Genomic DNA, 14,849 nt, shown 5'->3' on the forward strand with positions numbered 1-14,849 from the left:
GACTACTTGTTGGTATATGGGTGGTGATAGGCGTTTATCAAGCATACTATATACTATTAATTGCGCTAGCCTTAATAGGGTTGGTGTGGTGGCTTAGAAAGCGTCGTGGTACAGTTGATATGTATGAACTACGCTTACAAAATGATATACAGGTTGATACTACAACTAAACAGATCCTGCTTCAAAACATTAACATGATATATCGTGAACGGGTCGCTCAGGAGAAGCGGGTATTGTTTAGCGAAGTAGAGGGAGTACATGTCCAATCTTCAGGATACGCTGGCATTTTATACCTGAACTTAACTGATAAGACGAAGCTGTTCCTGCTTGAAATAGAAGCAGAAAATATAGCTCAGCATATAGCCCAGGTCTTACGGAAAGTACTTGGGTTACCACAGCCGGCGCGGAAATCTTGGTGGCCCTTTTGAGAAGGCAGCAATAGCTTGAGCTATACCATTATTGCAATTTCTTCTATTAACGATGAAAACAATCTCCGCTGCTTTATTCCTCCTTGCCTTCTTAACATTTCCTGGTTTTGGGCAGAAACTAATTGGAGCCGGCGGCTATACCCGCGTCGGCGAGAAGTCATTTACTGACGCTCCTGCCGCAGGGATGCACGTTGTACTACCGCTGGGCCGCCGGTTGGTAGTTGGTATCGGGTCCACTGTTGCCCGCAACCGCCAACCTTATCAGGAGTTTGTTCCCGATTTTGACTTTACGGGCGGCGGGCGCACCATCACAGAGTATCATAATTTCCTGTACTCCATTCAGGTTGTTGTGGCCCCCGATTGAAGCTGGTACCACGGCTTGAAGCCGTGCTAGGACCAAGTGCTGGCCTATACGTGGTAGGCTCCCGCGAGCGGACCGATGAAATACGGGCAGGCTTTGGGCTATGGTCAGGGCTGACGTACCAGCAGCTATGGGGCAGCCGATTTAACTTAGAAGCTCTGTTTCATCCTCGAATTTTGCGGCCAAACCTGCCGGTTGAAGACGCCAATTTTCGATTTGACGGTCAGCATCTGTTTGTCTGGGATGCTCAAATAGGTATTTCCTATAATCTGCGGAAGCAACCGTAGCTTTAAACGCCTCTCGCTTCTTTCCCCGCCCATCCCGTGCGCCTACCTCTCTTCACCAGCCTGTTCTTATTGGGCCTGACCTCCCTAGCCCAAACCGTAGCGCCTCCTACTCCCGCGCTGCTAATTCGCCCTGCGGCCGTTTTCGACGGAGAAACGTTGCACCCCGGCTGGGCCGTACTGACGGAAGGTTCCACCATTAAAGCCGTAGGGCCGGCCGCCCAGCTCACGGCCCCGGCTGGCGCCCGCATTCTGGAGTTGCCGGGCCTGACCTTACTGCCGGGCCTCATTGAGGGCCACAGTCACCTGCTGCTCCACCCCTACAACGAAACTAGTTGGAACGACCAGGTGCTTCAAGAATCGGAGGCGCTACGGGTGGCCCGCGCTACGGCCCATGCCCACCGGACGCTGGAAGCCGGCTTTACTACCGTCCGAGACCTGGGCAGCGAGGGCGCCGGCTACGCCGATGTGGGCCTCAAGCAAGCCATTGACCGGGGCCTGATTCCGGGGCCGCGCATGGTGGTGGCCACCCGGGCGCTGGTAGCAACGGGCTCCTACGGCCCCAAGCTGCTCTCAGGCTTCGACGTACCCCAGGGCGCCCAAGAGGCCGACGGCGTGGATGGCATCATCCGGGCGGTGCGCGAGCAGATCGGCAAAGGAGCCGATGTAATTAAGGTGTACGCCGACTACCGCTGGGGCCCCAACGAGCCCAGCCGCCCCACTTTCTCCCAAGACGAGCTAAACCTGATTGTGCAGACGGCCCGCAGCGCCGGCCGCCCCGTAGTAGCTCACGCCAGTACGCCCGAGGGCATGCGCCGCGCCACCCTGGCCGGGGTGCAAACCATTGAGCACGGCGACGCCGGCACACCCGAAATCTTCAAGCTGATGAAGCAACGCGGGGTAGCGCTCTGCCCCACCGTAGCCGCCGGCGACGCTACCTCCCAGTACCGCGGCTGGCGCAAAGGCCAGGACCCCGAGCCGGAACGCATCCAGCAGAAAAAGCAAACCGTAAAAGCCGCCCTGCAAAGTGGCGTCGACCTGGCCTACGGCGGCGACGTCGGCGTATTCGCCCACGGCGACAACGTACGTGAGGCCGAGTTGCTGGTGCAGGAATATGGCTTCACTACCCTGCAAACTCTGCGCGGCTTCACGGCTGGCAACGCCCGCATTTTCCAGCTCCCCGACCGGGGCCGCATCCAGCCCGGCCTCCTCGCCGATCTGGTGGCCGTAGCTGGCGACCCCACCAAAGACATCAAGGCCCTGCGGCAAGTGCGGCTGGTAATAAAAGGTGGGGCGGTAGTAAAGGAATAAGCCCAAACCGCGTCATTCGAGCGGCGCAAGGAATCTAGCTCAAGTCATAAGAATGGCTGCTCCAGATTCTTCGCGCCGCTCGAATGGCGCGGTTTATTCCCTACCCCGGCCGCTCAATACCTAGCTTCTGCAGCTGCTGGGCGTACTTATCGTATATCACCTGCAAATCCTGGCCGTGCTTGCTGGCATCGACGCCGATGCTGACGTTGCTGGTGTGGAAGCGGTGCAAGTGACTGAGGTGCGGACAGATAACAGGCTGCTGCCCAGCCAGCAGGAAGCGCACGTACAGGTCCAGGTCTTCGGCCATTTCAATCTGCTCGTCGTAGCCGCCTACTTCCTCAAACAGGGCCCGACTGTAGCACACGTTACCCTGAATGAAGTGCTCGGCCCGGAAAATGGCGCGCAGCATATCCGTTGGCGAATCAAATTTCCAGGCGTAATAATCCTCATTGGGCAGGTAGCGCCGGTCTTGGTCTACGCGCAGGAAGTCGGCTACCAGCCAGGGGCGGCCGGGGTGCTGCTGAATCTGGTCGGCGTAGTGGAACAGCGCGCGTTGCAGCAGAATATCGTCGTCGTCGAGGGGCACAATCCAGCTGTCCGTGGGCGCATCTTCGCGGATCAGCAGGTTGCGGGCGGGGCCGGGTAGCAGCTTGCGGGCCTGGGGCCGGACCCGGAGCGGAACGCCGTCCTGAGCGGCAGCCTCGCGCAGCCACTCGGCCGTGGCATCGGTGCTGGCGTTTTCACATACCAGGTGCTCAACAGAAAAATCCAGGGGCGCCGAAACGGAGGCACGGACGCTGGCTACCGCCTCGGGCAGAAAGTCGCGGCGGTTGTGGGTCGGGGTGATGACGGAGAAATGCATGCTTCCTATTCTGGTTCAGGTCGAAAAAAGTTACAGCCGCCGCTGCCTCGTCAACCTTCGCGGTGCGAGTGGCGTTATGGCCGTGTCTGCTGCTTGATTCATGGCCAAATTCGTTGTCACGCTCCGCCTACCCGATTTTTTCGATGAGGATTTCATTGCCCTCATCCCGCGCCACCGCGCCTTTATCAACCAATTGATCGAGGAGAATATTGTGGAGTCCTACGCCATCAGCGCCGACCGCACCCGCGGTTGGGTAACCATGAACGGCCAAAACGCGGCTACCGTCCGGGCCGTGGTGGAGCGCTTTCCCCTGTACCAGTTTCTGCGTGAAATTGAAATCGACGAGTTATTTGTCTTCGATAGCACCGCCAGCCGCTTTCCCCGCATCAGCCTGAATTAAGTGATTGAGTGAGGTGCCACACTGTCCTCCTGGAGAGCGGCGCGACGCCATCCGTTCTAACCAACGTGCTACCTCGCCAGATGTGACCAGCTCTTACCTCTACTGCGGAAGTAAGGGCATCTGTTGCTAGGCTTATCACAAAGGAGCGGAAGGAGGGCCTCGTCGTAGGGCCTCGCTAGGGCACCTTGTGGACGCACTTACCTTATGCACGCATCTAATTACCAACTCACTCAGTTACCTCTTCTTATCTCCTATTTCTTCCGGCTTGATTTCTGCTAACCGGCTTGTACCTTTCTATTTGATTCCCACTTTACTTTCTGCATGATTCGTTTTTTCCGACTTTTCACGGTTGCCGGGCTGGCCCTCAGCAGCATGGCCGCCATACCCGCCGATACCAAGCTTACTACCGAGCAACTGATTTCCCGCCTCACCGCGGCCATCGAAAACCTGAAAACCCTGCGCTGCAATGTGCGCGCCCAGGAGCGGATTGACGGAAGCTACCAGCAGGCTCGCACGAGCATGAAAATGGCCTTCAAGCCCTACAAGGTGTATTTGCGCAACCAGAAGGGCATTGAGGTTTTGTACGTAACGGGTCAAAACGATGGCGACGCCTGGGTTTACCCCAACAGCTTCCCCTACGTCACGGTCAGCCTCGATCCGCTGGGCAGCATGATGCGTAAAACGCAACACCACAGCGTATTGGATGCCGGCTACGGTACCATTGCCGAGCTATTGCGCGGCTCCAGCCAGCGCGCCGACCACAGCTTCGAGAAAAGCTTCCGCTACGCCGGCGACACCACCGTGCAGGGCCGCCCCGCCCACATCCTGCGCGCCGACTACCCCAGTTCCGCTACGTAACCTACAAGCCCGCCAAAGCTGAAACCGTTGCCTCCATTGCCGACCGGTTTGGCTGCGGCGAGTATCGGATTCTGGAGCGCAACGGCCTTACGCCCGGAGCCACCGTGCCAGCTGGCCGCGCCCTGCAGGTGCCCAATGCCTACGGTCGCCGCGTCATCATTGCCGTGGACCAGAAGCTGACCCTACCCCTCGTGATTCAGGTGAACGACGACAAAGGCCTGTTCGAGAAGTTCGAGTTCAACGACATCGTAGCCAACCAGCCCATACCTGCCCAGGAGTTCACCAAGGATTTTAAAGGGTACAAACTGTAATCACGGCTTGAGACGGATTTTTCGGCTTACACGGATTCCGGTTCTGCTTTCCTTCCGGCTATCTGTTGTCTCACGAAAATAGAAAAGACGCTCCCTAACGGGAGCGTCTTTTTTGTTGAACCGCTGACTAACTCAAAAGCAGAACCGGAATCCGTGTAAGCTGAAAAATCCGTCTCAAGCTGTGATTTAGCGGCGCATAGTTTTTTCGATGTGGTCCCACATATCGGGCGTTAGGAGCTCGAGCTTGTTGAACTCGCCGGCGCCGTTCAGCCATTCGCCTCCGTCGAGGGTTACTACCTCCCCATTCATGTAGGCGGAAAAGTCGGACACCAAGTAGGCGGCTAGGTTGGCCAGTTCCTGGTGGTTACCTACCCGCTTGAGGGGCACCGAGGCGGCGGGGTCGAGCTTGGAGGCCAAGGGTTCGGGGAATAGGCGGCTCCAGGCGCCTTCCGTAGGGAAGGGACCGGGGGCAATGGCATTGGAGCGGATGCCGTACTTGGCCCATTCCACGGCCAGGGAGCGAGTCAGGGCCAGCACGCCGGCCTTAGCCGCGGCCGAGGGCACCACGAAGGCTGAGCCGACGGAAGCGTACGTTGTGACGATATTGAGGATGGTACCCGACTTCTTTTCAGCAATCCAGCGCTTGCCAAAAGCCAGCGTGCAGTTGTACGAGCCCTTCAGCACGATGTCCACAATGACGTCGAAGGCCTTATGGCTCAGGCGCTCCGTGGGGCTGATGAAGTTACCGGCGGCGTTGTTGAGTAGCACGTCTACCCCGCCAAACGTGTCAATGGTTTTCTGCAGCAAGGCCTCAACCTCGTCGTACTTGCGCACGTCGCACTGCACGGCCAGCACGCCCTGGTTGCCGGTTTGCTCGCGCAGTTCCGCGGCGGTTTTCTCCAGCACGTCCAGCTTGCGGGAGCTAATTACTACGTTGGCGCCGAGCTGCAGGAAGTAAGTGGTCATGGCGCGGCCGAGGCCGGTGCCACCGCCCGTCACGACGATGGTTTTACCCTGCAGGGCGTTGTCGCGGAGCATGGGCTGGGCGTAAGGGTGCGTAGCAGACATGAGAATGGAAACTGGTGGGAATGATGAGTAAAAAGTAGTAGATGAGCCCGCAGGCTACCGGGCGCAAGAACGGTAATTCTGCAGTGGCTTCGTGCCGCTACGGTTGTGGCGGCCCGGCGTGCTCTCCCAGAACCTGGCGCCGCCAGGGCCCAAACTGGTGCTGCCCTCGTCCCGAAATAGCCCTTTACTCAGCCTTGCCCACGAAAGATTTTTTGCCACCTTTACCCCGCATGATTGACACTATTCCTTCCGTTTCGCCTCCCACCGTAGCCGTTCTGGGCTGTGGCTGGCTGGGTTTACCCCTGGCGCAGGCCCTGGTGGCGTTGGGTTACCGTGTGCATGGCTCTACTACTACCCCGGGCCAGCTGCTTACCCTGCGCGACGCCGGAATCCGGCCATTTCTGCTCCGGCTGGCGCCCATTCTCTCCGCTACCGATGCCGATACGCTACGGGCCCAACTGCAGGACGCCGATGTGCTGGTGCTAAACGTGCCGCCGACCCGCGGAGCGGGCTCTGCGGAGGCCTACCCGGCCCTGCTGCGCCCCGTAGCCGAAGCAGCCGCCCAGGCTGGCGTCCGCCACGTGCTGCTGGTAAGCTCCACGGGCGTGTATGCCGACGAACCCCGCCTGATGCGGGAGCCCGACGCCCAGGCTGCCCCCACGGCCACGGCCCCTCTGCTCCAGGCTGAAGCCCTGTTCCAGGGGCCCCACCACACGGTAGTGCGCCTGGCTGGCTTAATGGGGCCGGGACGCGCGCCGGGCCGGTTTCTGGCGGGCCGGGCGGGTGTGCCCCACGGCGAAGCGCCCGTTAATCTGATTCACTTGCAGGATTGCATTAGCCTACTTAGCCGCATCATTGAGCAAGAGCTGTGGGGGTACACGTTCAATGCCAGCGCGGCTACCCACCCTACCCGCCGCACGTTTTATACGGCCGCCGCTACCCGCCTTGGGTTGCAGCCGCCCACATTTCTGGAAGAATCTTCGGGGGTAAACAAATCGATTCTTCCCTGATTCGAGAGCTGACCGGTTACCAGTTCCGCCACGAGGATGTGGTAGCTGCTCTGGAATATTGCTGATGTTGATGGGGCCTGGGTCTTCGCTCCCAACTGCCTAGGCCGTATCTTTGCACCGTGAATGTAGCGAAGCGTACAGTGGCCGTGCTAGGGGCGGAGCAGCCGGTTTTTTTGGCGCCATTGCCTGTGCCGAGGCCAACCCCAGCCTGCGGGTAGTGCTGATTGAAAAAACCTCCAAACTGCTCAGCAAGGTCCGAATTTCGGGTGGGGGGCGCTGCAACGTGACCCACGCCGCCGACACGGCTGCCCAACTGGTGCAGCACTACCCCCGCGGGGCCAAACAACTCAAAGAGGCCTTTAAGCAGTTCGGAGCCCTGGATACGGTCCGCTGGTTTGAACGGCGCGGCGTGCGTCTCAAAACCGAGCCCGATGGCCGCATGTTTCCCGCCACCGACTCATCGGAAACCATTGCCCAGTGCCTGCTGGAAGCGGCCCGGCGGGCCGGGGTCGAAATACTCCTGCAAACTACCGCCGAGCGTATTACGCAGTTGTCCGCGGGCGGCTTCGAGCTAACGCTGACTGGGGCTCATGCCCAAACGCTTCCCGTGATGCGGCTGCTGGTTGCTACTGGCGGCGCCCCCAAAGCTGAGCAGTATGAGTGGCTGCGGCAACTGGGCCACACGGTGCAGGAACCGGTGCCCAGCTTGTTTACCTTCAACGTGCCCAACTCCCCGCTGCGCGAGCTGCCGGGCGTGAGCGTGCCCCGGGCCCGGGTGCGCGTGAGCGGCGAAAAGCTGGAATATGAAGGCCCGGTGCTGGTTACGCACTGGGGCGTGAGTGGGCCGGCTGTACTCAAGCTTTCGGCCTGGGGCGCCCGCCGCCTGCACGAGCTGCAGTACCAAAGTACCACCCTTATTAACTGGATTCCCGACCACACGGAGGATACGCTGCGCCAGTACTTGGTAGAGTTTCGGGAGCTGCACGGCAAGAAGATAGTAGCGAGCAACCCCTTGTTCGGCCTACCCCAACGCTTGTGGCGCACACTCACGGAGCAGGCTGGTGTGGGCCCGGAAACCCGCTGGAACGAGCTGCCTGCCAAACTCCAGAACCGCCTCATTGAGGGCCTGCTCCGCACGGCCCTACCCGTGCGCGGCAAAACCACCTACAAAGACGAGTTCGTCACCTGCGGAGGCATCACGCTGGGCGAAATCAACATGCAAACCATGGAAAGTCGCCGCGTACCCGGACTGCACTTTGCCGGCGAAGTACTTGACATTGATGGCATTACTGGCGGCTTCAATTTTCAGGCGGCTTGGACTACCGGCTACCTGGCCGGGCGGGCTATGAGCATCCTGTAGTCAGCACACACTTAGTACTGACATTCACCTAGATTGTGCTTTTACTAGCGAAGCAAAGGGGGTGAGCTACTTCCTAGTGGCACGCTCATGTTATTAGAACAGCTATACTAGCTGTCGTTAGCTACTCTACTAAGGGGGTGTGCTTTGCTGACCGCCGTATCTGGTTGCGCTTGGCCCCCACCTACTTATTCGGCAGCGTAAGGTTGGAGGCTGCTCGGCTCATTTTAGTACTTATTGCAACTTGATTTGGGTTCTATCAGTAAAGAAAGGCACAACTATCTTTCCCAACACCCAAATCTACTCTCCTCATGGACGCTAAAACCCTTCAAGCCGGACTCAATGAACTTCTGGAAACCCTAAAAGACGGTCAGCGCGGTTATGCTGAAGCTATGACCGACGTGGAAGACGCTGATCTGAAGCAGATTTTCAAGAAATATGCTGCTCAGCGCTCCGAGTACATTACGGAGTTAGAAGACCAGATGCACAAGCTGAACCTGCATCCGGAAGAGGAATCATCTATTACGGGTACCGTACACCGGGCCTTCATTAACCTGAAGGGCTTGATAACCGGCAAAGACCGCCACAGCATTCTAGCTGAGTGTGAGCGGGGCGAAGACTACGCCAAAAAAGCCTACGAAACAGCCCAGAAGCTGCAGGGAATCCCCAGTGAATTGCAGGCCCTTATTGCCAAGCAAGCAGCCGGCGTAACCCAAGGCCACGACGAGATGCGCGCCCTTCGCGACTCGTCAAAATAGTACAAGCATAGGCTCGGGTAGCGTATAGCACGCTGCTACACAGTCTACCTAATCGTCTACCCAAGCACCAAACAAAAAGGCCACTCAGTAGAGTGGCCTTTTTGTTTATCATGGTTTCGCTACTAGTGTGTAACGGCTAGCTAAGCTCGACTATTCGTCGAAGCCGCCGTTGTCACGCTTGCCCTTGTAGCCGCCGCCGTAGCTGCCGCCACCCCGGTTGCCACCGTAAGAGCCACCCTCCCGACGGTCGCCGCCGTAAGAGCCGCCGCCCCGGTTGCCCCCGTAGGAACCACCGCTCCGGTTGCCACCGAAACCGCCTTCCCGACGCTCGCCGCCGCCGTAGGAGCCGCCGCCGCGATTGCCACCATAGCTGCCGCCGCCCCGGTTACCACCGAAGCCGCCCTCCCGACGCTCACCGCCGCCGAAGCCACCCGGGCCCCGACGAGGACGCTCGCCACCGAAGCCGCCGCGGTTGCCGCCCTCTTGCTGGGCATCGCCTTCTTGACGGGGGGTAGCAATGTTGAAGGCTACCGGCCGGCCCTGAATGGTGCTGCGACCCAACTGGGTTACAACTTCTTCCACGAACTCATTCGGTACTTCTACGAAGCTGAACTTATCGTACAGCGCAATGTCGCCTACCTTACCGGCCGTGAGGCTAGTATTTTCAGCAATCAGGTCTACGATGTCGCGGGGGTGCAGGCGGTCCTTTTTGCCCATCGTGACGAACAGGCGCGTGAAGCCGGGGCGGGCTGCACCCTGGGTGCGGCTAGCGTCAAGGCTTTCCTGAGCCCGCTTGTCCTCTTTCATCGTCATTTTCAGCAGGGCCGCGGCCACGTCCAAGGACGTTACGCCGTCCTCCTGATCCTGGTCGATAAGGCGCTGCACGCGGGCAATGTACTTATCCAGGTTACCCTTGTCAATGACCTCCTTAATGGAGTTGAGCATCAGGGTAGTTTTCACCTCCGACACATCTTCAAACGAAGGCACACGTTCCTGCTTGATGGTGGCCTTGGTGAAGCGCATGATGTCGCGCAGCTTGTAGATGTCGCGGCCGCTCACGAAAGTGAAGGCCTTGCCTTGCTTACCAGCGCGGCCGGTGCGGCCGATGCGGTGCACGTAGTATTCCTCGTCGGCGGGCAGGTCGTAGTTTACCACTACCTCCACGTTGTCCACGTCGATGCCGCGGGCAGCTACGTCGGTGGCCACGAGGATTTCCAGGGTGCCTTTGCGGAATTTGTCCAGGGTGTTCTGGCGCTGCTGCTGGCCCATGTCACCGTGCAAACCTTCGGCGAAGTAGCCTTTAGCTTGCAAGTCGCCCACAATCTCGTCCACCATGCGCTTCGTGTTCGCGAAGACGATGCCCGACTTAATGTTGTACATGTCGATCAGACGGGTCAGTACGTCCTTTTTCTGGGGGCCGCGCACTTCAAAGTAGCTCTGCTCAATGTTGGTAACCGTCATTTCCTGATGGTTCACCTTCACGATCTGCGGCTCCGTTTGGTAGCGCTTGGTCATCTCCATGATGGGCTTGCTCATGGTAGCCGAGAAAAACACCGTCTGGCGCTGCTCGGGCATCTTCTTGAGCACCGTCTCGATGTCGTCGCGGAAGCCCATGTCCAGCATCTCATCAGCCTCATCGAGGATGATCATCTTGCAGTTGTCCAATTTCAGGGTGCCCCGCTCAATGTGGTCCATAACGCGGCCAGGGGTACCAATGACGATCTGCACGCCGCGCTCCAGGGCGCGGAACTGCCGGTCGTAGCTGGAGCCGCCGTAAATTGGTACTACGGCCAGACCACGCTTATACTTGCCCAGCTTCTGGATTTCGCCGGAAACCTGCACAGCCAGTTCGCGGGTAGGGCACAGAACCAGGGCCTGCACTTCGCGGGAGTCCGTGTCAATCAGCTCAATGGCGGGGATGGAGAAGGCAGCGGTTTTACCGGTACCGGTCTGGGCCTGCCCAATTACGTCGCGGCCAGCGAGCAGCACGGGAATAGCGCCCGCCTGAATGGGCGAAGCTTCCTCGTACCCTACCTCGGTAATGGCACGCTGCATTTCTTCAGAGAGGGTCAGCTCACTGAATTTCATTTTTTCCTTTTCGTTTTCCATGTCTGTGTTGATGGAGTGGAGACTGTAGCTCTGAAAACAGCGGATTCAGCGACGCTCTTCTCTCCCACTCAACACAACGACAAGTGACGGAAGCAACGGACGGAAGACAAAGCCGGCCCAACAGGTTTCTTAAAGGCAGCTCACAAGCTGCGCGGAACGTGGCCGTTCTCAAATGCGGGTGCAAAGATACGCAGAAATAATGAAAATAGCATTCTTGCTCTAGCTATTGTCTGCAGGCTTATGCCCTCACGGCAACCCACATGGGCCAGGGCGTGGAGCCGCGGCGGGTGGGCACAAAAAAAGCAGGCTCGTCAGGAGCCTGCTTTTTTAAAGCTATCCGAGAAGGATAAAGGACTACGCCAGTTTCACTTTCACGGCGTTCGGGCCTTTGCGGCCTTGAGCAATTTCAAATTCCACTTTGTCTTTGTCGCGGATTTCGTCGATGCACTCGGTTACGTGCACGAATACGTCCTCGCCGGTTTCGTCAACTTTGATAAAGCCGAAACCTTTGGTTTCGTTGAAGAATTTTACAGTTCCTGTCTGCATGGTACTGGTGATGATGGATGTTTTTTTCGGAAAGCGCACTCAACTCTGCTTTCCCTCCCGGATGGAAGTACTCAACAGGACGGTGAAACCGCGTTTTCTTAATGTGCTCAAATATACACGGATATTTTAGATGTGGAATACCTCATATGCATACACTACAAAGAATCTGCGCCAAGCTCAACCACTACCTATTCTTAACAACATTCTGTTTTTCAGATAATTAATACCAATTACTACCCCAAATTCTCTTGTTGAATTTATTGCAACCTTCTGCCAGCGCGGGGCTGATTGCTCCCTGCGGTGGTACCTTTACGCTCATGGAAACACCCGAGACGCCCGCTTTTCGCTTCTCCCGCCTCCTGACGGTTCAGCCCGCGGACATCGACGAGCTAAACCACGCTAACAATGTGCAGTACGTGCGCTGGGTGCAGGATACGGCCGGGGCGCACTGGCTCACGGCCTACCCACCCGGCGAGCGGGAACACTACATCTGGGTGGTGCGGGAACACCGTATTCAGTACCGCCACCCGGCCCTGCTGGGCGAGCAGTTGCGCTGCACCACCTGGATTGGAGAAGTACGCGGGGCCCAGTGCCAGCGCTTCGTGCGCATTGAGCGGGCCGCGGATAGCAAGCTACTCTGCGAGGCGGAAACCCAGTGGGTACTGCTGGACCCCGCCACCAAGCGGCCCGTACGGATAGAGCCAGACGTGGTGGCGCGGCTGTGGGGGCCGGTGTAAGAGTTGGTGTTGTAGATTTTAACACCGCCAGCAGCACCTTTAGTACTTTAATGAACAGGCGTACCCATTTAACTGCTGTGCAGTAGCATATCCGCTTTTCCTCTTCCCAATGCCCGCCACTTTCCGCATTTACTCCTCTTCTGCCGGCTCCGGCAAAACCTACCAGCTTACTAAGGAATACCTGAAGCTGGCTCTGGGTACCGATGAGGCCGCCTACTTCAAGCGGATTCTGGCCATTACGTTTACCAACGACGCGGCCGGCGAAATGAAGGAGCGCATCATTGGGGCCCTGCGACGGTTTGCTCAGCTACCGGAGGGCGAAACCGATTCGCTGCTAACCGAAATTGCCGAGGAGTTGGCTGCTGAAGGAGCGCTGGCCTACCTGCCTACCCCGGAGGAGCGGCAGCGGGTGCTGCGGGAACGGGCTGGCCGCACGTTTCGGCTGGTGCTCTACCACTACGCCGATTTTGCCGTCAGCACCATTGACTCCTTTGTGCAGCGCATCGTCACGGCCTTTACCCGGGAGCTGGGACTGCCCGCCACGTTTGAGGTAGAGTTGGACAGCGCGACCGTGCTGCAAAGCGCCGTAGCCTTGCTGCTGGACCGCGTCAACCGGGACCCGAACGCAGCCCTACTCTCCCGCACCATCTCTGACTTTGCCCTCAGCAAGGCCGACGAGGGCCGCAGCTGGAACAACCTACCCGCCGAGCTGGTGGACTTCGGGCAGTTTTTGCTCAGCGAGCCGGTGCATGAGGCCGTAGAGCAGCTCCAGAAGCTGAGCATGCAGGACTACCGTCGCTTACACGAAGCCCTGCGCCAGCGCAAAGCCGAAATTGAGGACGCCTTCCGGCAGGTAGCTCAGGTAGCCCAGGAGGCTGTAGATACGGCCGGGGTGGCCGACTCCGACCTGTACCAGGGGCGGAGCGGGCTGCTGGGCTACCTCACCAAGTGGGAGGAGCGTTTGCAAGCTGATAAAGAGGCCAATACCTACGTACGGGCCACCGTGGAGCAGGACAAATGGTACAGCAGTAAAGTCAAAACCGCCCCGGACAAGGCCCGCGTGGATGCCGTGAAACCGGCTCTGCTGGCCGCCTACGAGCTGGTGGAAAAGCTGCGCGCTACCCTGCTGCCCGACTACCTACTGGTAACCGGCATGCTGCCCTACCTCTTCCAGGTAAGCCTGCTGAGCGAGTTGAGCAAGTCGGTGGACCAGTTAAGCCGCGACCGGGGCGTGGTGCTCATTGCCGAGTTCAACCGTCGCATTGCCCAGATTGTGCTGCGCGAGCCGGTGCCTTTCCTGTACGAACGCATGGGCGAGCGGTACCTGCACCTGCTCATTGATGAGTTCCAGGACACCTCCGTGCTGCAGTGGAACAACCTGCTGCCCCTGGTGGAAAACGCCGTGGCCGGGGGCAACCTCAGCCTGGCCGTGGGCGACGCCAAGCAGGCCATTTACCGCTGGCGCGGGGGCGAAATGGAGCAGATTCTGCGCCTCTACCAAAACCAGACGCAGCACCTCTATAATAAGGCCACCGATGAAGAGCTGCGTGAGCTGCTTGCCGACCGCTACCTAACCCTAGACCAGAGTCTGGAAGCGGCCAACCTGAACACCAACTTCCGCTCGGCCCCGGCCATCATCGACTTCAACAACCGCTTCTTCACCCACATCAGCGCCACCCATGCCTCCCTGCCGCTGGTGCAAGACATTTACGACGCGGATTTTGTGCAGCGGGGGCCTCATTCCCCGGCCCCTCTCCCGCGGAGAAGGGGAGCCTGACGCAGGGTCGTTCTGCAGCCCCGTCGGCTTTCGCCTCCGGAATTGCTTTCGACTCAAGTCAGTCAGCAGGAGTAGAAACTACGGGAGAAAGCACGGTGGGAGAGTTCGTGTTCACGGCGGATGACCAGGCGGGGGACAAAACGGTAGCGCACTCGCGGGAAATGCGCTCTAACCCGACGGCGGCCGAAGATGCGCTGTGGCAGGCGTTACGCAATAACCAGTTGGGCGTGAAGTTTCGGCGGCAACACGTCATCGGTACGTTCATCGTGGATTTTGTTTGCGTAGAGGCGCAGCTGATTGTAGAGGTAGACGGCGACGTGCACCGCGAAACCGGCCAGGCCGAACATGACGCCGGCCGCACCCACGAGCTTACCGAGCTAGGCTACCATGTGCTGCGCTTCCACAACGATGAGGTGCTTCACCACCTACCCCACGTGCTTCTGACCATCCAGCAGCACGTATCATTCCTAACCTCTACCTCACGCTCCCAGGTAGCAGCTGTTGAGGCGGAAGCCGAAACGGCTGCGCTGCCGAACTTGTCAGGCTCCCCCCTCTCCACGGGAGAGGGGGCCGGGGGGTGAGGCCGGCCACGTCGAGCTGCTGTTTACCGAGGACGAAGCCCCGCCTGCCGCTATGATGCGGCCCTGGGCACCTACACGCCGGAGCTGCTGC

Annotated in this window: 16 protein-coding genes; 12 read left to right on the top strand and 4 right to left on the bottom strand. The window is 58.9% G+C overall.

Annotated features, from left to right (window positions below):
* The first annotated feature begins 20 nt into the window (after positions 1-20).
* The 3 genes from MUN84_RS01775 (at position 21) to MUN84_RS01785 (ending at position 2,384) form a co-directional block, all read left to right on the top strand.
* Entirely contained in the window at positions 21-428 is a 408-nt protein-coding gene (locus MUN84_RS01775; protein ID WP_244696383.1) for a hypothetical protein, read from the top strand.
* Between the two features lie 184 nt (positions 429-612).
* Positions 613-792 carry a hypothetical protein gene (locus MUN84_RS01780; protein ID WP_244696384.1) on the top strand — a complete coding sequence of 60 codons (180 nt, stop codon included), beginning with the start codon at positions 613-615 and terminating at the stop codon, positions 790-792.
* 320 nt (positions 793-1,112) lie between these two features.
* Positions 1,113-2,384 carry a metal-dependent hydrolase family protein gene (locus MUN84_RS01785; protein WP_410780067.1) on the top strand — a complete coding sequence of 424 codons (1,272 nt, stop codon included), beginning with the start codon at positions 1,113-1,115 and terminating at the stop codon, positions 2,382-2,384.
* Positions 2,385-2,484: 100 nt separating this feature from the next.
* Here the strand turns inward: MUN84_RS01785 and MUN84_RS01790 are convergent, their stop codons facing one another.
* Complete coding sequence (locus MUN84_RS01790) at positions 2,485-3,246, bottom strand: glycosyltransferase family 2 protein (protein ID WP_244696385.1); 762 nt, start codon at positions 3,244-3,246, stop codon at positions 2,485-2,487.
* A gap of 100 nt (positions 3,247-3,346) precedes the next feature.
* On the opposite strand from MUN84_RS01790, the gene MUN84_RS01795 reads away from it, so the two are divergent.
* The 3 genes from MUN84_RS01795 to MUN84_RS01805 all read left to right on the top strand — a co-directional run bounded on the left by MUN84_RS01795 (position 3,347) and on the right by MUN84_RS01805 (position 4,815).
* Positions 3,347-3,646 carry a hypothetical protein gene (locus tag MUN84_RS01795; RefSeq protein ID WP_244696386.1) on the top strand — a complete coding sequence of 100 codons (300 nt, stop codon included), beginning with the start codon at positions 3,347-3,349 and terminating at the stop codon, positions 3,644-3,646.
* Between the two features lie 321 nt (positions 3,647-3,967).
* A complete protein-coding gene (locus MUN84_RS01800; RefSeq protein ID WP_244696387.1) occupies positions 3,968-4,504 on the top strand; it encodes a DUF1571 domain-containing protein in 537 nt (178 codons plus the stop codon).
* A 104-nt stretch (positions 4,505-4,608) separates the two neighbouring features.
* On the top strand, positions 4,609-4,815 hold the full coding sequence (locus tag MUN84_RS01805) for a hypothetical protein (protein ID WP_244696388.1): 207 nt from the start codon (positions 4,609-4,611) through the stop codon (positions 4,813-4,815).
* A gap of 186 nt (positions 4,816-5,001) precedes the next feature.
* On the opposite strand, the gene MUN84_RS01810 is transcribed toward MUN84_RS01805, so the two are convergent.
* A complete protein-coding gene (locus tag MUN84_RS01810; protein WP_244696389.1) occupies positions 5,002-5,883 on the bottom strand; it encodes an SDR family oxidoreductase in 882 nt (293 codons plus the stop codon).
* 230 nt (positions 5,884-6,113) lie between these two features.
* Here MUN84_RS01810 and MUN84_RS01815 point away from each other — a divergent pair, with 230 nt between their 5' ends.
* The 3 genes from MUN84_RS01815 to MUN84_RS01825 all read left to right on the top strand — a co-directional run bounded on the left by MUN84_RS01815 (position 6,114) and on the right by MUN84_RS01825 (position 9,008).
* A complete protein-coding gene (locus MUN84_RS01815; protein WP_244696390.1) occupies positions 6,114-6,893 on the top strand; it encodes an NAD(P)H-binding protein in 780 nt (259 codons plus the stop codon).
* A 112-nt stretch (positions 6,894-7,005) separates the two neighbouring features.
* On the top strand, positions 7,006-8,253 hold the full coding sequence (locus tag MUN84_RS01820; RefSeq protein WP_244696391.1) for an NAD(P)/FAD-dependent oxidoreductase: 1,248 nt from the start codon (positions 7,006-7,008) through the stop codon (positions 8,251-8,253).
* Positions 8,254-8,561: 308 nt separating this feature from the next.
* Complete coding sequence (locus MUN84_RS01825; protein ID WP_188559014.1) at positions 8,562-9,008, top strand: PA2169 family four-helix-bundle protein; 447 nt, start codon at positions 8,562-8,564, stop codon at positions 9,006-9,008.
* A gap of 150 nt (positions 9,009-9,158) precedes the next feature.
* Here MUN84_RS01825 and MUN84_RS01830 read toward each other — a convergent pair whose 3' ends face one another.
* The gene (locus MUN84_RS01830; protein WP_244696392.1) at positions 9,159-11,117 is read right to left on the bottom strand and encodes a DEAD/DEAH box helicase; all 1,959 of its coding nucleotides are present in this window, start codon (positions 11,115-11,117) and stop codon (positions 9,159-9,161) included.
* 354 nt (positions 11,118-11,471) lie between these two features.
* A complete protein-coding gene (locus tag MUN84_RS01835; protein WP_110980085.1) occupies positions 11,472-11,663 on the bottom strand; it encodes a cold-shock protein in 192 nt (63 codons plus the stop codon).
* Positions 11,664-11,980: 317 nt separating this feature from the next.
* Here MUN84_RS01835 and MUN84_RS01840 point away from each other — a divergent pair, with 317 nt between their 5' ends.
* The 3 genes from MUN84_RS01840 to MUN84_RS01850 all read left to right on the top strand — a co-directional run bounded on the left by MUN84_RS01840 (position 11,981) and on the right by MUN84_RS01850 (position 14,758).
* The gene (locus MUN84_RS01840) at positions 11,981-12,400 is read left to right on the top strand and encodes an acyl-CoA thioesterase (protein WP_244696393.1); all 420 of its coding nucleotides are present in this window, start codon (positions 11,981-11,983) and stop codon (positions 12,398-12,400) included.
* 109 nt (positions 12,401-12,509) lie between these two features.
* On the top strand, positions 12,510-14,177 hold the full coding sequence (locus MUN84_RS01845; RefSeq protein ID WP_244696394.1) for a UvrD-helicase domain-containing protein: 1,668 nt from the start codon (positions 12,510-12,512) through the stop codon (positions 14,175-14,177).
* Between the two features lie 107 nt (positions 14,178-14,284).
* Positions 14,285-14,758 carry an endonuclease domain-containing protein gene (locus MUN84_RS01850; RefSeq protein ID WP_262920692.1) on the top strand — a complete coding sequence of 158 codons (474 nt, stop codon included), beginning with the start codon at positions 14,285-14,287 and terminating at the stop codon, positions 14,756-14,758.
* The last annotated feature ends 91 nt before the right edge of the window (positions 14,759-14,849 follow it).

The sequence above is a fragment of the Hymenobacter sp. 5516J-16 genome (assembly GCF_022919335.1).
Taxonomy (GTDB): Bacteria; Bacteroidota; Bacteroidia; order Cytophagales; family Hymenobacteraceae; genus Hymenobacter; species Hymenobacter sublimis.